Genomic DNA, 17,378 nt, shown 5'->3' with positions numbered 1-17,378 from the left:
CGTTGCATGTGGGGGCGCGAAAATGATTAAGATTTGTATGACCCCGAGGGAAAATTCGCGCGAACAAGCCGTGAACAAACCCTTTTCCTTTTGGCCCATCCAGCGTAGTTTGCCGATATGAGCAGTTTTGATGAAATGGACGCCTTTGAGGGCGCATCGCTATCGGCGCGCGCCATGGCCGCGCGACCTACGCCCTATCTGGACGGCCTCAATCCAGCGCAGCGCGAAGCGGTTGAGCAGCTGGACGGTCCGGTGCTGATGCTTGCGGGCGCGGGAACAGGTAAGACCAAAGCTCTGACCACACGGATTGCGCATCTTCTGACCACTGCCAAGGCGCGTCCGAACGAGATTCTAGCCGTGACCTTCACCAACAAGGCTGCGCGGGAGATGAAAGAGCGGGTGGGCCGTCTTCTTGGTCAGCCCGCCGAAGGGATGCCATGGTTGGGTACCTTCCACGCGATTTGTGTCAAGCTGCTGCGTCGCCACGCTGAGCTTGTCGAACTGAAGTCGAATTTCACCATTTTGGACAGTGATGATCAGTTGCGTTTGCTCAAGCAACTGGTGCGGGCTGCCAACATAGATGACAAGCGCTGGCCTGCGCGGATGCTGGCCGGAATTATCGACGGCTGGAAGAATCGCGCTTTGACGCCTGACAAAGTGCCGGTCGCGGATGCCGGGGCCTATAACAACAAGGGTGTGGAGCTATATGCTCAGTACCAGACCCGCCTGCGCGAGTTGAATGCGGTGGATTTCGGTGACCTGCTGCTGCACATGGTCACGATTTTCCAAACCCATCAGGACGTGCTGGAGCAATACCAGCGCTGGTTCCGCTACATTCTCGTGGATGAGTATCAGGACACCAACGTCGCCCAGTACCTCTGGCTGCGTCTGCTGGCCGGAGGGCACAAGAACATCTGTTGCGTGGGCGATGACGATCAGTCGATCTATGGCTGGCGCGGCGCCGAGGTGGGCAACATCCTGCGGTTCGAAAAGGACTTTCCCGGCGCCTTCGTGGTGCGATTGGAGCAGAATTACCGCTCGACCCCGCATATTCTGGCCGCGGCTTCCAATGTAATCCGCGGCAATGAAGGCCGTCTGGGCAAAGAACTTTGGACCGATGCCGAGGACGGCGAGAAGGTCCGTCTGATCGGCCATTGGGATGGTGAGGAAGAAGCGCGCTGGATCGGGGAAGAGATCGACGCGATGCAGGGCGGCACGCGAGGTGTGCGTCCGATGAACCTCGACCAGATCGCCATACTGGTTCGCGCCTCACACCAGATGCGCGCGTTTGAGGATCGGTTTCTGACGATTGGTCTGCCTTACAAGGTGATTGGCGGCCCTCGGTTCTACGAGCGGATGGAGATTCGCGATGCCATGGCCTATTTCCGGTTGGTGGTCAGCCCTGAGGACGATCTGGCGTTTGAGCGGATTGTGAACACACCAAAACGCGGTCTTGGTGACAAGGCGCAGCAGACGATTCAGGTTGTGGCGCGTGAGAACGGGGTATCTCTGGTCGAAGGGGCGCGGATTGCGGTTGAGAACCAGTTGATAAAGGGCAAGGGCGGCAAGGCTCTGCGCGAATTGATCGACGGATTGGCGCGGTGGAATGCGCTGACGCGGGGGCCTCGGATCGAGGTCGATGACGACTCGGTCATTGACGATGGGGTTTCGCCCATTCGCTATGGTGAGCCGGAGCACACGCATATCGAGCTGGCGCAGATCATCTTGGACGAATCCGGCTATACCGGGCATTGGCAAAACGACAAGACGCCGGAAGCGCCGGGCCGGTTGGAAAATCTCAAGGAACTGGTGAACCAGCTGGACAATTTCGAGAATCTGCAAGGGTTTTTGGAACATGTCAGTCTGGTGATGGACAATGAACAAGAGGGCGACGGGGCGAAGGTCTCAATCATGACCCTCCACGCGGCAAAGGGGTTGGAGTTTCCTGCCGTGTTCCTGCCCGGGTGGGAGGACGGTTTGTTCCCCTCGCAACGCTCCATGGATGAGTCGGGCCTCAAGGGCCTCGAGGAAGAACGGCGTCTCGCATATGTGGGCATTACCCGCGCTGAGGAGGTCTGCACGATTTCTTTCGCAGCCAATCGACGGGTGTTCGGGCAATGGCAGAACGCGATGCCGTCGCGGTTCATCGACGAATTGCCCGAGGATCATGTGGAGGTTCTGACGCCTCCGGGGCTTTATGGTGGTGGGCAACCAGCTGCGACGATCGAAACCCGCGCGGCCGAGGCGAATGTATACAACTCTCCGGGCTGGAAGCGGATGCAGGCGCGGCAGGGCCAGTATGGAATTTCCCAGCCGAAGGAAAGTCGGAATACGGTGATTGATGCCACGGCAATTGCCAGCTTCACCTTGGGTGAGCGGGTGTTTCATCAGAAATTCGGCTACGGCGCGGTTACCGGCATCGAAGGGGATAAGGTCGAAGTCGATTTCGACAAAGCGGGCGTGAAAAAGGTTGTTTCCCGTTTCCTGACCGCGAAGGACGACGTTCCGTTCTGAGCGCTAGAGACCTTCGACTAGCACCAGGTTGACCGTTGCTGTCTTGCGTCTGATCTTGGCCAATTCGACATAGTCCGGGGCGTCTTTCCACGCCCGGGCTGCGGCCATGTCTGGGAACTCCATCAGCACGATGCCTTCTCCGGCCCAATTGCCTTCGACGATCTCGACGGGTTTTGACGAAATGGTCAGCAGGCGCCCGCCGTGCCGGTCAAAGATTGGCATGAAACCTTCAAGATATTTCTGATACCCGTCCGGGTCCTGAATGGAAATCTGGGCGATGAAATAGGCGGCCATGACGCACTCCTGAATAATCGTAACTGCGCCGATCTTATTCCGTTTGCCCAAAAAGCAAAAACGGCGGTTTCCCAGGGAGGAGGAAGGGAAACCGCCGTTCTTTTCTACATCAGGGCAGGGAGGAGGAGAGCCCCGATGTATCTGAACCCGGGTTTGAGCCCGGTATGAGGAAGACGCGGCGACGTCAGGGAGGAGGAAGACGTCACCGCGCGCTTTCAACACCGAGCAGGGAGGAGGAGAGCCCGGTGTGTCTAGGTCCGGCGTCGCAGGGCCGGTATTTGGTGCGGCGACGTCAGGGAGGAGAAGAGACGCCGCCGCTAATTACAGACCCTAAAGGGAGGAGGAAGGGTCTGATCTCGAGTATTCCTGTGCGCTTAACGCGCGGTGAAGTCGTCAGCGGCCTGACGGGCCAGGCCGCGGATCATTGCTCGGCTCAGGCCGAGATCGGCCAGCTCGCGGTTCGACAGCGCGGACAGCTCACTTACCGTCTGGCGGTACAGGCGGTAGCGGGCAAAACGTGTCTTTGCGGCCTCGATCATGGTGGTGATACCGCCAAAGTGAGTGCCTTTAAGTGCCGGTGTGTTTGTTGCCATTGCCATCTTGTTATTCCGTTCATTCTTGTCTTGCTGACCGGTGCCAGCGTTTGCTTGAGGATGAAAATAAGTGAATGCTGCGATTGCACAATAGCCCGCAACGTCAATGCTGCTATGCAGCAAATGCATGGATATCAGAGCCTTGTCAGTCTCGGTTTGAAATCACCCATGATTTTTTGGGGTTTGCGGGACCTTGGGCGCTAAGTCTTGGTCGAGCAAAGTTTCCTTCTCACCATTCGACTTGCCCGGAGTTTGAGCGCAGCTGCGAAAGTTTGTGCGTTTAATGGACGCTTTGTTTCAACTCGATCACGAGCAAGCGATCTTGGATCTTGGCTTGGGAATTCGTGGGAGAAGATCAAAGCGGCCACATTCCACGCGGTTTCCTTCTGTGTGATTCTTTGATTTCTGCGTTGCTGACGGGTCTCAGTCGGCATTTATTCCGAGAATTCGAAATTTTTTTGGGAAATCATGGGTGATCGCGGGAGGTTCTTGGGGTCACCATATCTAGCGATCGAATGACTTTAGATGTCGATATGAGGTGTGTTGGTTCTGAAATTGGCTCAAAATCCGCCTTGTTTTCATAGCCCGTACTAGACGGTGCCCAAAAATTCCTATTGATTTCCATGAATTCCCATGTCATCCCTAATGCATCCGATGAGGACGAGGCAGCAGGGGCAGCAAACGACCCCAACCAAAAATAATCAGGTTTCATACAGGCATCTCGCTTTCATCACTCAAGAGATCCGGCGCGCGGGCGAGCAGACATCCCCCCCAGGTGGCGCGTGCAGCTGGACATCCCGCAAAGCGGGCCAATGCGGCGGGTTGATCAGTGGCAGCAGATCAACTCGCCGTTTTTCATCCGGGGGAACGTGAAATTCAAGTGGGGCGCAAGCGAAAGGGACAGTCGTCTTGGCGCGCAGGTTTAGAGGTGAAAGCCACCATAAGGTGGACACGAAGGGCAGGGTCTCGATCCCGGCCTCGTTTCGCCGTGTGCTTGAATCGTCTGATCCCAATTGGCAGCCCGGTGACAATCCTGAGCTTGTGATTGTCTATGGCGACCACCGCCGCAAATACCTTGAATGCTATACCATGCAGGCGATTGATGAGGTCGACGATAAGATCGACGCTCTGCCGCGTGGCTCGATGGAGCGCAAGATGCTTCAGCGTATGTTCCATGGTCAGTCCTTTCCCACCAATGTAGATGAAACCGGGCGTCTGGTTTTGCCGGCCAAGCTGCGCAATAAGATCGACCTAGAGAATGAGGCGTTCTTCATAGCCGCCGGTGACACCTTCCAGATCTGGAAGCCCGAGACCTATGAGGTCGAGGAACTCGCCAAGGCCGAGGAATGGATGGACGATCTGCCGGATGATTTCGACCCGATGGTCTATCTCGATGGCGTTGGGGACGCGTAACGGCATGTCCTGCGCGGTCTCCTCATCTTCTAACCCACATATTCCAGTCCTGCTGCGCCCTTTGCTAGCAGCGGTGTCTCCGGTGGAGGGCACTTGGCTGGACGGCACCTTCGGCGCAGGCGGCTATACTAGGGGTTTGCTTGAGGCCGGGGCTGAGAAAGTGATTGGCGTGGATCGCGATCCTCTTGCGTTTGAGATGGCCGCGGACTGGGCGGGTGACTATGGCGACCGGCTAGTAATGCAGCCCGGAGTGTTCTCGCGCTTGGATGAGTATGCCCAGGATCTCGACGGTGTAGTGCTGGACCTTGGGGTTTCGTCCATGCAGCTGGATCTGGCCGAGCGCGGCTTTTCTTTCATGAAAGACGGCCCGCTCGACATGCGCATGAGCCAGGAGGGTGAAAGCGCCGCCGATCTGGTCAACACGGCGACCGAGGCGCAATTGGCCGACATCCTGTTCCACTACGGTGAGGAGCGTGCAAGTCGGCGTATCGCCAAGGCCATCGTCAAAGCCCGCGCCGAGGATTCGATCACCACGACCTTGCGACTGGCCGAGATCATCGAATCCTGCCTGCCGCGTCCCAAGCCGGGGCAATCGCACCCGGCGACGCGCAGTTTTCAGGGCCTGCGGATTGCAGTGAACGCCGAATATGATGAGCTGTTTCAAGGTCTTATGGCTGCCGAGCGGGCTTTGAAGCCCGGCGGGCAATTGGCCGTTGTGACCTTCCACTCCATCGAAGACCGGATGGTTAAACGGTTCTTCCAGTCTCGGGCTGGTAAGACGGGTCGTGCCAACCGGTACGCGCCCGAGATGGAACAGGAACTGCCGCAGTTTACGCTTAAGACCCGCAAGGCCGTCGGGCCAGACGAGCAGGAATTGCAGGAAAACCCGCGTTCGCGATCAGCCAAGCTGCGTGTCGCGATCCGTACCGAGGCTCCGGCTGGGGAGATTGACGCCCGCGCCATCGGGATGCCGCAACTTGGGGGAAGGGCAAGATGAAGAGTATTCTGTATGTGTTGACCGCTCTGTCCGTGTTCGGATTGGCCTTGTGGGCCTATCAGGAGAACTACCGGACCCAGCAAGTTGTGAAAGAAATGCAGGCCCTTCAGGGTGAGATCGGCGTGGCGCAGGTTAGGCTGGCGGTTCTGAACGCCGAATGGGCCTATCTGAATCGCCCGGATCGCCTGCGTGAGCTGGCCGATTTGAATTTCGAACGCATGGGCCTGTTGCCCTTGCGGGCTGAGCAATTCGGACGTGCGGACCAGATCGCTTATGCCGAGGACCCCGACCTGCCGGTTGTTGACCCGATCGAGCTGCAGGCGATCACCGATATTCAGGCCTTGGGTGAGGTGCAGATTCCATGACCCGCACTCCCCTCCGCCCTCTGGCCCGCGTTCTGGATGCCCGCGCGAAGGGTGAAAACCCAAAGGTCATCGAGCGCGAGAATATCCGCCAACGCCATGAAAAGATGAAAGACCGCGCCCGTGCTCGTGCCGAGGGGCGACTATTAGTTTTGGGCCTGTTCTTCTTTTGCGCCTTTTCGGTTGTGGGCGTCCGCATGGGTATGCTGGCCACGTCAGAGGCGCAAGAGCCGTTGGCCAGTGCGCCCGGTGCTTCGATTGCAATGCAGCGCGCCAATATCGTTGATCGCGAAGGGCGCATACTAGCGACCAATCTGGATACCTACTCAGTATACGCCCAACCGCCTTTGATGATTGACCCGATTGCGGCGGCAGATCAGCTGGTCGCGATTTTCCCCGATCTCGACAAAGATCGTCTGGTCAAGGACTTCACCGGTAAACGCAAGTTCCTGTGGATTAAGAAACGCATCTCGCCCGAGCAGAAGCAGGCGGTGCATGACATCGGCGATCCGGGCATCCTGTTCGGGCCACGCGAAATGCGCCTCTACCCGAATGGGAAGCTGGCGGCGCATATTCTTGGCGGTTCGGGTTTTGGCCGCGAAGGCGTGAGTGCTGCCGAAGTGATCGGTGTTGCCGGGGTCGAGAAGAAGTTCGACGACTATCTGCGCGACCCGGCCAACGGCAGCAAGCCGCTGCAACTGTCGCTCGACCTGACCATTCAGGCAGCGGTCGAGCAGGTGCTGTATGGCGGGATGAAGATCATGAACGCCAAGGGGGCCTCAGCGGTTCTGATGAATGCGCATACGGGCGAGGTGATTTCGGCCGCGTCTCTGCCTTCGTTTGACCCCAATGACCGTCCGCGCCCGCCAACCTCGGGATTTGATCCGTCAGATAGCCCTCTGTTCAATCGTTACGTGCAGGGTGTGTATGAGCTTGGATCGGTTTTCAAAATCTTCACCGCCGCTCAGGCGGTTCAGCTTGGATTGGTGAACTCCGATACCATCATCGACACCTCCGGTCCGATGAAGATTGGCCGTTTCCCAATTGGTGAGTTCAACGGCAAGAACTATGGCAAGATCAGCGTGGCGGATGTGATCGTTCACAGTTCGAACCGCGGAACTGGACGGCTGGCTTTGCAGATCGGTTCAAAACGCCAGCAGAGCTTTCTGGAAACGCTGGGCATGTTCGAACCCACCCCGTTCGAGATCGTCGAAGCGGCAGGCGGTGCGCCCCTCAAGCCCAAGAAATGGGGTGAGTTGAGCACGGTCACCATCTCTTACGGCCACGGTCTGTCGACCAGCCCGATGCATCTGGCGTCAGGGTATGCGGCGATTGCCAATGGCGGGCACTATGTCAGCCCAACGATCCTGCGCCGCAATGGCCCTCAATACGGCCCACGGGTGATGTCGGAGAACACCGCGCGTCAGGCGCAGAAGATGCTGCGCAAAGTGGTGACGGACGGCACGGCGAGCTTTGCTGAGGTCAAAGGTTATGATGTGGCGGGCAAGACCGGTACCGCCGATAAGCCCAAACCGCGTGGCGGCTATTATGATGACAAGGTGATCGCCACCTTCGCCACCATCTTCCCGGCTTACGATCCGAAATATGTGCTGATCGTCACTTTGGATGAACCCTCCATTCTGGCCTATGGCGAAAAACGCCGCACTGCAGGTTGGACTGCGGTGCCCGTTGCGGCTGAGTTGATCGGCCGTGTCGCGCCGCTTTTGGGCCTGCGACCCCGGCTTGAGCCTGAGGCGAGCGCTGCTATAACCCTGACCTCGAATTAAGGTGCCAGAGAACAGGTGGGTCATGGGCGCAAGAACAAAGAAACTCAGCCAACTGGCCCTGACAGCGCGCGGAGGCGCGAATCCCGACATCACCGGGCTGGCCGTCGATAGCCGCGAGGTCAAAGACGGTTTCCTGTTTGCAGCGCTTCCCGGTACGCGTGTCCACGGGGGTGAGTTTATCCAATTCGCTCTGCGCATGGGCGCTGCTGCTATTCTGACCGACGCTGAAGGCGCGCAGATCGCCGAGGCCGAACTGGCCGCATCCGATGCTGCCTTGGTTGTGGTTGAAGACCCGCGCCAAGCGTTGGCCGGGTCCGCTGCACTTTGGTTCGGTGCGCAACCGCAGACGATTGTTGCGGTCACCGGAACCAATGGCAAAACCTCGGTCGCCACATTCGTCCGCCAGATCTGGTCCGAGCTTGGTCACGCCGCCGTCAACCTTGGCACCACGGGGGTCGAAGGCGCATGGACCGCGCCGCTGGCTCACACCACGCCCGAACCAATCACCTTGCATCGCTGCCTGTCTGAGGCCGCCGAGAATGGAGTGACCCACGCGGCGATGGAGGCCTCCTCGCATGGGCTGGAACAGCGCCGTCTTGACGGAGTGCATCTGGCCGCGGCAGGCTTTTCGAACTTCACGCAGGATCATCTGGATTATCACGAGACGTTCGATGCCTATTTCGCGGCCAAAATGGGCTTGTTCGACCGGGTTCTGCCGCAAGACGGCACCGCAGTCATCAACCTGAGCGACCCGAAGGGTGCGCAGGTGCGCAAGATTGCTGAAGCGCGGGGGCAGTCTGTGCTGACCGTCGGGCTGGGCGAGGCCGACCTGTGTCTGATGAACCAGCGGTTTGACTCGACCGGGCAGGATTTGCGGTTCTCGTGGCAGGGCAAGACCTTCCAGACGCGCTTGAACCTGATCGGAGGGTTCCAGGCCGAAAACATCCTACTGGCCTGTGGGCTGGTCATCGCAGCAGGCGACGATCCTGAGCGGGTTTTTGAAACCCTACCGCATCTGACAACGGTTCGAGGTCGCATGCAACTGGCCGCAACCCGCGACAATGGCGCGGCGGTGTTTGTGGACTACGCCCATACGCCGGATGCGGTCGCTACGGCTTTGAAAGCGTTGCGCCCGCATGTGATGGGACGTCTGATCGCGATCGTTGGCGCAGGCGGAGATCGCGACGCAACCAAGCGCCCGCTGATGGGAAAGGCCGCCGCCAACCACGCCGATATCGTCTTTGTCACTGACGACAACCCGCGCAGCGAAGACCCGGCCTCTATCCGCGCCGCCGTGATGGACGGTGCGCCAGAGGCGACCGAAGTAGGTGATCGCGCCGAGGCTATTCTGCGGGGTATTGACGCTTTGCAACCCGGCGATGCGCTGCTGATTGCAGGCAAAGGCCATGAAACAGGTCAGATCGTAGGTGATCAGGTGCTACCTTTTGATGATGTGGAACAAGCGAGCATTTCCGTGGCTGCCCTAGACGGGAGGGTAGCATGACACTCTGGACTGCGGCAGAGGCCGCCGCCGCGACAGGAGGGCGCGCCACCAGTGATTGGACTGTGAATGGCGTGTCGATTGATACGCGGACTTTGCAACCGGGAGACCTGTTTGTCGCGTTGAAGGCCGCGCGGGATGGGCATGATTTTGTAGCTCAGGCGCTGGAGAAGGGCGCTGGCGCCGCCTTGGTGTCTTATGTCCCTGAAGGGGTGTCCGAAGATGCGCCTTTGCTTATTGTGGACGATGTGCAATCCGGGCTGGAAGCACTCGGACAGGCCGCTCGTGCCCGGACCGAGGCGCGTGTGGTGGGCGTGACAGGGAGTGTTGGCAAGACCTCAACCAAGGAAATGCTGGCCACCATTCTGGAAACGCAGGGAAAAACCCATGCCAGTGTCGCCAGCTATAACAATCACTGGGGTGTACCTCTGACATTGGCAAGGATGCCGCAAGACGCTGAATTTGCGGTGATTGAGATCGGGATGAACCATCCTGGCGAGATTGCCCCACTGACACGTCAGGCGCGCCCGCATGTGGGTTTGGTGACTACGGTGGCGGCCGTGCACCTCGAAGCGTTCGAGTCCGTTGCCGGCATCGCGCATGAGAAAGCGGCGATCTTTGAAGGGTTGGAACCCGGTGGCGCAGCCATCGTGAACGCTGATATCGAACATGCGGGTATCTTGCGCCAGACAGCACAAGGCCTTAGCGCTGGAATCGTTGAGTTCGGTCGGCAGGCTGCAGATTACAACCTGACAAACGTGACGACTGGACCAGACTCCGTTCACGCACGGGCTGAGGTTGGTGACACCCTGTTTAACTTCGACGTCCAATCGGCAGGCACTCATTTTGCGATGAATGCGCTGGGCGCGTTGGCCGCTTGTGTTGAGATGGGTGTCGACTTGGATCAGGCAATAGACGGTTTGCGCCGTTGGTCCCCGGTCAAGGGGCGTGGTGTTCGGGAAACTCTGTCGTTGGCGAGTGGCGGAAAGATCGAACTTTTGGATGATAGCTACAATGCGAACCCGACCTCGATGGAGGCTGCGTTGGATGTGTTGGCCGCCTCGAACGGAACGCGCCGTATCGCCTTTTTGGGCGACATGAAGGAACTGGGCCCTCAAAAGGTCGCAATGCATGCTGGCATGTCCGACGTGAGCGCGATGGCGAAGGTCGATCAGGTTCACTGTATAGGCCCGTTGATGAAAGCGCTGCACGAGGCTTTGCCGGATACCAAAAAGGGCCTGTGGTTCGAAACCAGCGCCGAGATGGCTGAACACCTGCCGGAATTGATCGAAAGCGGCGATACCGTGCTGGCGAAAGGCTCGCTCAGCATGACTTTGGCCCGGATTGTTGACGGTCTGCGGAAAATGGGGCAAGGGGGCGCGCTTGACGGGTAGCGCGCCCGTGCGCCTCGTGTGAGAAAGGTACTGTAATGCTGTATTGGTTGACCGCCCTGTCGGACGGAGGGGATTTCTGGAACCTCTTCCGCTATATCACGTTCCGCGCGGGTGGGGCCTTTTTGACGGCGCTGATCTTTGGGTTTCTGTTTGGCAAACCTCTGATAAACGTACTGCGCCGCAGGCAGGGCAAAGGCCAACCGATCCGTGATGACGGTCCCGAGGGGCATTTCTCCAAAGCCGGAACGCCTACCATGGGTGGCTTGCTGATCGTAGGCGCGCTGGTGACGTCGACGCTGCTTTGGGCGCGCTGGGACAATCCTTACGTCTGGATGGTGCTGTTCGTTACGCTGGCTTACGCGGCGATCGGGTTCGCCGATGACTTTGCCAAGGCCTCCAAGCAGAACACCAAAGGCGTGTCCGGCAAAATGCGCCTGGTACTGGGAATCATCATCGCCGTGTTGGCCGCCTTCTGGGCGTCTTTGCATCATCCGGAGGCTTTGCAGAACCAACTGGCCGTGCCGATTTTCAAGGATACGCTTGTCAATCTAGGGATCCTCTACATCCCGTTTGCCGTTATCGTGATTGTGGGCTCTGCCAATGCCGTGAACCTGACCGATGGGCTTGACGGTTTGGCAATCATGCCCGCGATGATTGCGGCCACGACGCTGGGTATCATCGCTTATGCGGTGGGTCGCGTCGACTTTACCGAGTATCTGGATGTGCACTACGTACCCGGAACGGGTGAGATTCTGATCTTCACCTCGGCCCTGTTCGGCGGCGGCCTTGGGTTCCTGTGGTATAACGCACCGCCTGCGGCTGTGTTCATGGGCGATACCGGATCGTTGGCTCTGGGCGGCGCGTTAGGCGCGATCGCCGTGGCGACCAAGCACGAGTTGGTGCTGGCGGTGGTTGGCGGCCTGTTTGTGGTCGAGGCGCTGAGTGTGATCATTCAGGTGCTCTACTTCAAACGCACCGGCAAGCGGGTGTTCCTGATGGCTCCGATCCATCACCACTATGAGAAAAAGGGCTGGGCAGAACCCACCATCGTGATCCGGTTCTGGATCATCTCGCTGATCCTCGCGATGATCGGTCTGGCAACGCTGAAAGTTCGGTAACGCTCCCGCCAGGTTCGGAGGACCTGCGGTCCCTTGCCACCTGTTGGGCCCGGCTCGCGCTGACGCGCGAGCCTGAAAGCGCCCTTGCCATCGGGATTTCCTTCGGTGCAGTGTGGCGCGCATTCAAGTTGAAAGAAGGGGGCGGCATGATCCCGGTCAAAGGTTTCTCAGGGCAGAAGGTCGCCGTTTTGGGCCTTGGTCGGTCGGGTTTGGCGACGGCACGCGCGTTGCGTGCCGGTGGGGCAGAGGCGATCTGTTGGGACGACAATCCGGCCGCGCGCGAAACTGCTGAAGGGGAGGGGTTTCAATGCCTCGACCTGCGCCGCCATGGGGCGTTTGATGAGATCGCCACGCTGATCGTCTCACCCGGTATTCCGCATCTTTACCCTCAACCGAACCCGGTTGTCGCCGCCGCATTGGAGGCTGGCGTGCCGGTGGACAACGATATCGGCCTGTTCTTTCGATCCTTTGCGGGGCCGGAGTGGAACGGCTACGACACGCCGCCGCGTGTGATCGCGGTGACAGGATCGAACGGCAAATCGACCACGGCGGCCCTGATTCATCACATCCTGTCCGAGGCGGGGCGTGAGGCGCAGCTGGCGGGCAATATCGGGCGTGGCGTGTTGGATATAGACCCCGGCGGCGATGGATCGGTCGTTGTGCTGGAACTTTCGAGCTATCAGACCGAGCTGGCCCGCGCATTGACGCCTGATGTAGCGGTATTCACCAACCTGTCGCCGGACCATCTGGATCGACACGGTGGAATGGGTGGCTATTTCGCCGCCAAGAGACGCCTCTTTGCCGAGGGCGGGCCAGACCGTGCCGTGATTGGTATTGATGAGGCCGAAGGTGCATTCCTGGCGGGGCAATTGGCCGAGGGTCCGGCGGATGACCGGGTGATCCGCATCTCGGTTGAGCGCAAACTGACCGGTCCGGGATGGCAGGTCTTTGCCCGCAAAGGCTTCCTTTCGGAGTATCGCAAAGGGCGGCAGACCGGCTCGATTGATCTGCGCGGTATCAAGGGGTTGCCGGGCTCGCATAATCACCAGAACGCCTGTGCCGCCTATGCCGCTTGCCGGTCTCTGGGTCTGGCGCCGCGCGTGATCGAGGATGCTTTGCACAGTTATCCGGGCCTGCCGCATCGCAGTCAGATCATCGCCGAAGCGGGTGGGGTGACTTTCGTGAATGACTCCAAGGCGACGAATGTGGACAGTGCGGTGAAAGCTCTGAGTGCGTTCAAGAAGATCCGCTGGATTTGCGGCGGGTTGGAGAAAGAAGGCGGTATCGACGCCCTGAACGGTTCCTCGGATCAGGTGATCAAGGCCTATGTGATTGGGCGCGAGGCGGCGGGTTTTGCCATGCAGCTAAAGGTCGAGGCGGAGGTCTGCACCACAATGGCCGCTGCCGTTGAGCAGGCCATAGCCGACAGCGCGGCAGGAGAGACCGTTTTGCTGGCCCCTGCAGCCGCCAGTTTTGATCAATATGACAATTTTGAGCAACGCGGGGATGACTTCACGGCGCAGGTTCAAAAACACCTTAATGCCTAGCCTGTTTGCAATTCCTTGCCGATTGAGCGACAGTTTGCGGGTATCGGCTTGAAGCCGTTTAAGAATTTGCTTTTCTGCTCGGAAATTCAAAAAGAGGTCATGGATATGCCTAACCCGAAATCCCTTCTGATCGTCCCGGCTCTGCTGCTGGCTGGGGCTTGCACGAATACAGGCGCAAACTACGTGCCCGTTATTGATGGCCCGGTTGGCCCCAATTACCAGTCGGACCTGCTGCAATGTCAGCAACTGGCGGCGTCTCAGGCGGCGGTCGATGGATCGACGGCTGGCAACGCGGCGATCGGTGCGGCGGGTGCTGCGGCGACTACGGCGATCATTCAGGACAGCAGTGACAACCTGGGTCGCGCTGCGGCGGCGGGTGCTCTGATCGGGGCCGGAGCCGACGTGATCGCGAAGAACCAGAACAAGGAAGTCATCGTGCGCAACTGCATGCGCGGACGCGGTTATAACGTTGTCGGCTAAGGCCGCGCAATTGATCGTGTCGGCTGAGGCCGCGCATTCAATGGTGTAGGCTAGCGCGCGGAAATGGCCTTTCCGGCGGCGTAGCCCGAGGACCACGCCCACTGGAAGTTATAGCCGCCAAGCCAACCGGTGACATCTACAGCTTCACCAATCGCATAGAGGCCGGGGACATCCCTGGCCTCCATCGTTTTTGACGACAGTTCATCTGTGTCGATCCCGCCCAGAGTGACTTCGGCGGTGCGGTATCCTTCGGTCCCTGAGGGGGTCAGCTGCCATTCTGACAATGCCGAGATCAGATCGTTCAGCGCCGCGTCCGACTGATCGGCAAGGTTGCCTTTCATCGGGATTTGCTGGGAGAGGTGATCCACCAACCGCGATGGCAAGTGTCGCGCGAGTTCAGTGGTCAGCGCCTTACGCCCTCCGGCTTGTCGCTGATCGCGCAAAAGATCGAACAAGGGCAGGTCCGGGATCAGATTGACGCGGATCGCTTCTCCCTCATGCCAATATGAGGACAGTTGCAGCACCGATGGTCCGCTGAGGCCACGATGGGTGAACAGCAACGCCTCGTCAAAACTGGTGCGGTCGTTGGACAGACGTGCGGGCAGAGAAACGCCAGACAGGTCCTTGAACCTCCCGTCCGAGAAGGTGAACGGAAACAGCGCAGCGCGGGTATCGGTGACGCGCAGATTGAATTGATGTGCGATATCATAGGCCAGACCGGTCGCACCCATTTTGGGGATCGACTTGCCGCCAGTGGCCAGCACTAGGTTGCGGCAGGTTAGGCTTCGCCGGGCACCTTCGCGGTCGACCTCCAGCACGAACCCGGTTTCGGTCTTGCGCAGCGTTTTGACCTCGGTCCGCAGCCACAGGTCAGCCCCGGCGCGGGTCATCTCATCCAGCAGCATCTGCACGATCTGCTTCGAGGTGTCGTCACAAAACAACTGCCCCAGCGTTTTCTCATGCCATGCGATGCTGTGACGCCCGACCAGATCGATGAAATCCCATTGCGTATACCGCGCCAAGGCGGATTTGCAGAAATGCGGGTTTTGCGACAGGAAATTGGCAGGCTCCGCATACATATTCGTAAAGTTGCAGCGCCCGCCGCCCGAGATACGGATCTTCTCGCCGGGCGCTTTCGCGTGGTCGATCACCAACATGCGCCCGCCGCAATGCGCGGCGCACATCATACCGGCTGCTCCGGCACCAAGGATGATCGTATTGTAAGTCATGCGCAGCGAATGGCGCGGATTAGCCGGGATGGCAAGCGCTGGTAAGACACCTGCGCAAAAATAGAGCGTGTACAAAGGCCAGCTTCTATCAGGCGAAAGGTACAGTTTCCGCAGCCGAGAGCGCCTGAACAGCAACAGATTCGTGTATTTTGAGTCAGTGTGAGGTCTACCATCTGTTACATTGGCCTATGTGACGGTAGAAAAATGCCAAGTTCTCCTGACTTCCGACCTTTTTGTTGATCTGACTGGGTTTTTGGTTTGTTTTCAGGTGTGGTTGCTCAGAGGCGCGTTGTAGTGCCCCATTATTATAAAAAGTATTGACATGGGCCTTCAGATGGCTAACCTCTTCGCCCATGTTCATCCGCACCAAACATGACGCAAAGCTCAACCGCACACGGATCCAGATCGTTGAATCCGTCCGCACCGGCTCCAAGGTACGCCAGAAGATCCTGCGCCATGTGGGTGTGGCCCATAACGACAGCGAGATTGAGGATATCAAGCGTCTGGCGGGCCGCTTGATGGAGCAATTACGCATTGATCGCTCGCCGCAAATGGAACTGTTCACGCCCACGGAATATGCCGATCTGCAGGCGCTGGTGCGCCGCGCTCCGCGGCCGGACAAGCTTGGCGTTGATCTTGCCGAGTGCCGTGAGGAGGCGCGGGTCTCTCTGGGTCTGCGGGATGTCATGGGGACGATGTATGACCAACTGGGTTGGGGGGCCCTTCTGGGGGCGGCGCGTAAAAGTGCCAATCGCATTGTGAAAGAGCTGGTTATGGCGCGGATCGCACAGCCCGAGAGCAAGCGCGCGACCGTGGAGGCGTTGGAGAACCAGGCAGGCATCACGCTCAATCTGGACGTGGTCTATCGGAGCATGGATTACATCAATACGCCGGTGATAGACGGGATTTGCAAAACCTCTCACGCGGCGGCAGAGAAGTTGCTGGGCGGGCCAGTGACCGTGCTGTTCTACGATTGCACGACCCTGGCCTTTGACACCGAGCGCGAGGACCCGGCCGAGGATGCGGACGGGGTCGAGCAGGATCATCTTCTGGCCAAGGGCTTCAGCAAGGATGGCAAGCATCACCGCGCTCAGGTCATGCTGGCGCTGATCGTCACCTCCGATGGGCTGCCTGTGGGCTATGAACTCTTCCCGGGAAACACCTGGGAAGGTCATACGCTGGAAGCTGCGCTGAAGGCGTTGGAGGGACGCTTCGACGTGGCCAGGGTCACGTTCGTGGCCGATGCCGCCATGCTCAGCAAGGACAACCAGCAGATGTTGCAGAACAAGGGTCTGCCCTACATCCTCGGCTATCGCATGAAGTCCGCCCCGGCCGCCGTGAAGGCGAACATTTTGAGCCCGGAGGGACGCCAGCCTTGGGCTGGACACGGTTCTGAAGAGGCAACCGAGAAGGGCTGGTACAAGGTGATCGACCAGGAGGGAGCGCGGGTCATTGTGACCTGGTCACCCACCCGGGCACGCAATGATGCCCACAAGCGCGACAAGGCAATCGAAAAGCTGCACAAGAAGCTCAAGCGCTCTCGCAAACCCGGCAGCTTCAGCAGCCGGGGATATGGCCGCTTCCTGGCCTTCCCCGACAGCGGGGACGTCACGCTGGATGATGCAAAGATCAAGGCAGCGGCACAATGGGACGGGCTGCATGCCATTGTTGTTCATGGTGCGGACGAACTGGAGGCACAGGACGTCATTGCCCGCTATCACCAGTTGTGGGAGATCGAAGCCTGCTTCCGCACCAACAAGCACGATCTGAAAATCCGGCCCATCTATCACTGGTCGCCGCGTCGGGTCCGGGCCCATATCGCCATCTGCTACATGGCCTTCTGCTGCCTGCAGCACCTGCGCAAGCATCTGGACCTGCTCGGACACCCGATGAGCCCGGCTCGTATCCGCAACGAGTTGAACGCATTGCAGCTCTCGATCCTGCGCCACAAAGGCACCCCTGACCGCTACGGCATGCCAAGCCATGCCACGGTCGATGCCAGACGCATCCTCACCTGCGTCGGCCTGACCTGGAACGAAGCCCCTTTCAAGATACCCCCCGGGCGCACCCGAAAAACTGGCCAGACCAAAGCCTGAGCTCCCTCAACACTCCGAAACAATCGCTGGCGAAAAAAGTCCGTGTAGTGCCT

15 protein-coding genes are annotated in these 17,378 nt (G+C 59.1%); 11 read left to right on the top strand and 4 right to left on the bottom strand.

Annotated features, from left to right (window positions below):
* The first annotated feature begins 117 nt into the window (after window positions 1-117).
* On the top strand, window positions 118-2,514 hold the full coding sequence (locus ACOERD_RS29480; RefSeq protein ID WP_419741351.1) for an ATP-dependent helicase: 2,397 nt from the start codon (window positions 118-120) through the stop codon (window positions 2,512-2,514).
* A gap of 3 nt (window positions 2,515-2,517) precedes the next feature.
* On the opposite strand, the gene ACOERD_RS29475 is transcribed toward ACOERD_RS29480, so the two are convergent.
* Together ACOERD_RS29475 and ACOERD_RS29470 are read right to left on the bottom strand one after the other, a co-directional pair.
* Window positions 2,518-2,808, bottom strand: a complete 291-nt coding sequence (locus tag ACOERD_RS29475) for a DUF1330 domain-containing protein (RefSeq protein WP_419741350.1) — start codon at window positions 2,806-2,808, stop codon at window positions 2,518-2,520.
* A gap of 374 nt (window positions 2,809-3,182) precedes the next feature.
* Window positions 3,183-3,530 carry a DUF1127 domain-containing protein gene (locus ACOERD_RS29470; protein WP_419741349.1) on the bottom strand — a complete coding sequence of 116 codons (348 nt, stop codon included), beginning with the start codon at window positions 3,528-3,530 and terminating at the stop codon, window positions 3,183-3,185.
* Window positions 3,531-4,310: 780 nt separating this feature from the next.
* On the opposite strand from ACOERD_RS29470, the gene mraZ reads away from it, so the two are divergent.
* The 9 genes from mraZ to ACOERD_RS29425 all read left to right on the top strand — a co-directional run bounded on the left by mraZ (window position 4,311) and on the right by ACOERD_RS29425 (window position 14,000).
* A complete protein-coding gene (gene mraZ / locus ACOERD_RS29465; protein ID WP_170460901.1) occupies window positions 4,311-4,814 on the top strand; it encodes a division/cell wall cluster transcriptional repressor MraZ in 504 nt (167 codons plus the stop codon).
* A 4-nt stretch (window positions 4,815-4,818) separates the two neighbouring features.
* Window positions 4,819-5,811 (top strand): 16S rRNA (cytosine(1402)-N(4))-methyltransferase RsmH, encoded by a 993-nt coding sequence (gene rsmH, locus ACOERD_RS29460; RefSeq protein WP_419741408.1) that lies wholly within the window; start codon window positions 4,819-4,821, stop codon window positions 5,809-5,811.
* Window positions 5,808-6,176: a cell division protein FtsL gene (ftsL, locus tag ACOERD_RS29455; RefSeq protein WP_170374977.1), complete on the top strand. Its 369-nt coding sequence runs from the start codon at window positions 5,808-5,810 to the stop codon at window positions 6,174-6,176. The genes rsmH and ftsL overlap by 4 nt, the downstream gene beginning before the upstream one ends.
* Window positions 6,173-7,960, top strand: coding sequence for a peptidoglycan D,D-transpeptidase FtsI family protein (locus ACOERD_RS29450; protein WP_419741348.1), 1,788 nt, complete (start codon window positions 6,173-6,175; stop codon window positions 7,958-7,960). The genes ftsL and ACOERD_RS29450 overlap by 4 nt, the downstream gene beginning before the upstream one ends.
* Before the next feature lie 22 nt (window positions 7,961-7,982).
* Entirely contained in the window at window positions 7,983-9,464 is a 1,482-nt protein-coding gene (locus tag ACOERD_RS29445) for a UDP-N-acetylmuramoyl-L-alanyl-D-glutamate--2,6-diaminopimelate ligase (RefSeq protein ID WP_419741347.1), read from the top strand.
* Window positions 9,461-10,855 carry a UDP-N-acetylmuramoyl-tripeptide--D-alanyl-D-alanine ligase gene (locus ACOERD_RS29440; protein WP_419741346.1) on the top strand — a complete coding sequence of 465 codons (1,395 nt, stop codon included), beginning with the start codon at window positions 9,461-9,463 and terminating at the stop codon, window positions 10,853-10,855. Before ACOERD_RS29445 ends, ACOERD_RS29440 begins: the two co-directional genes overlap by 4 nt.
* A gap of 35 nt (window positions 10,856-10,890) precedes the next feature.
* Complete coding sequence (gene mraY, locus ACOERD_RS29435) at window positions 10,891-11,973, top strand: phospho-N-acetylmuramoyl-pentapeptide-transferase (protein ID WP_419741345.1); 1,083 nt, start codon at window positions 10,891-10,893, stop codon at window positions 11,971-11,973.
* 146 nt (window positions 11,974-12,119) lie between these two features.
* Entirely contained in the window at window positions 12,120-13,520 is a 1,401-nt protein-coding gene (gene murD / locus ACOERD_RS29430; protein WP_419741407.1) for a UDP-N-acetylmuramoyl-L-alanine--D-glutamate ligase, read from the top strand.
* 99 nt (window positions 13,521-13,619) lie between these two features.
* Window positions 13,620-14,000, top strand: coding sequence for a glycine zipper family protein (locus ACOERD_RS29425; protein ID WP_170719031.1), 381 nt, complete (start codon window positions 13,620-13,622; stop codon window positions 13,998-14,000).
* Between the two features lie 50 nt (window positions 14,001-14,050).
* On the opposite strand, the gene ACOERD_RS29420 is transcribed toward ACOERD_RS29425, so the two are convergent.
* Entirely contained in the window at window positions 14,051-15,229 is a 1,179-nt protein-coding gene (locus tag ACOERD_RS29420) for an NAD(P)/FAD-dependent oxidoreductase (RefSeq protein WP_419741344.1), read from the bottom strand.
* A gap of 166 nt (window positions 15,230-15,395) precedes the next feature.
* Window positions 15,396-15,590 carry a hypothetical protein gene (locus ACOERD_RS29415; protein WP_419741343.1) on the bottom strand — a complete coding sequence of 65 codons (195 nt, stop codon included), beginning with the start codon at window positions 15,588-15,590 and terminating at the stop codon, window positions 15,396-15,398.
* Here ACOERD_RS29415 and ACOERD_RS29410 point away from each other — a divergent pair.
* Window positions 15,583-17,325 (top strand): IS1634 family transposase, encoded by a 1,743-nt coding sequence (locus ACOERD_RS29410; protein ID WP_419737624.1) that lies wholly within the window; start codon window positions 15,583-15,585, stop codon window positions 17,323-17,325. The two genes, ACOERD_RS29415 and ACOERD_RS29410, sit on opposite strands and share 8 nt — an antisense overlap.
* Window positions 17,326-17,378 lie beyond the last annotated feature (53 nt).

Source organism: Ruegeria sp. (genome assembly GCF_965199275.1).
In the GTDB taxonomy this organism is placed as follows: Bacteria; Pseudomonadota; Alphaproteobacteria; order Rhodobacterales; family Rhodobacteraceae; genus Ruegeria.
The sequence above is the reverse complement of the archived record's forward strand: the minus strand, read 5'-3'. Positions and strand labels throughout refer to the sequence as shown.

Bases quoted from the DNA above. Each gene is read 5' to 3' on its own strand.
- ACOERD_RS29480 (WP_419741351.1), top strand. From the start codon at position 118: ATGAGCAGTTTTGATGAAATGGACGCCTTTGAGGGCGCATCGCTATCG.
- ACOERD_RS29475 (WP_419741350.1), bottom strand. From the start codon at position 2,808: ATGGCCGCCTATTTCATCGCCCAGATTTCCATTCAGGACCCGGACGGG.
- ACOERD_RS29470 (WP_419741349.1), bottom strand. From the start codon at position 3,530: ATGCATTTGCTGCATAGCAGCATTGACGTTGCGGGCTATTGTGCAATC.
- rsmH (WP_419741408.1), top strand. From the start codon at position 4,819: ATGTCCTGCGCGGTCTCCTCATCTTCTAACCCACATATTCCAGTCCTG.
- ftsL (WP_170374977.1), top strand. From the start codon at position 5,808: ATGAAGAGTATTCTGTATGTGTTGACCGCTCTGTCCGTGTTCGGATTG.
- ACOERD_RS29450 (WP_419741348.1), top strand. From the start codon at position 6,173: ATGACCCGCACTCCCCTCCGCCCTCTGGCCCGCGTTCTGGATGCCCGC.
- ACOERD_RS29445 (WP_419741347.1), top strand. From the start codon at position 7,983: ATGGGCGCAAGAACAAAGAAACTCAGCCAACTGGCCCTGACAGCGCGC.
- ACOERD_RS29440 (WP_419741346.1), top strand. From the start codon at position 9,461: ATGACACTCTGGACTGCGGCAGAGGCCGCCGCCGCGACAGGAGGGCGC.
- mraY (WP_419741345.1), top strand. From the start codon at position 10,891: ATGCTGTATTGGTTGACCGCCCTGTCGGACGGAGGGGATTTCTGGAAC.
- murD (WP_419741407.1), top strand. From the start codon at position 12,120: ATGATCCCGGTCAAAGGTTTCTCAGGGCAGAAGGTCGCCGTTTTGGGC.
- ACOERD_RS29425 (WP_170719031.1), top strand. From the start codon at position 13,620: ATGGATATGCCTAACCCGAAATCCCTTCTGATCGTCCCGGCTCTGCTG.
- ACOERD_RS29420 (WP_419741344.1), bottom strand. From the start codon at position 15,229: ATGACTTACAATACGATCATCCTTGGTGCCGGAGCAGCCGGTATGATG.
- ACOERD_RS29410 (WP_419737624.1), top strand. From the start codon at position 15,583: ATGTTCATCCGCACCAAACATGACGCAAAGCTCAACCGCACACGGATC.
- ACOERD_RS29415 (WP_419741343.1), bottom strand. From the start codon at position 15,590: ATGAACATGGGCGAAGAGGTTAGCCATCTGAAGGCCCATGTCAATACT.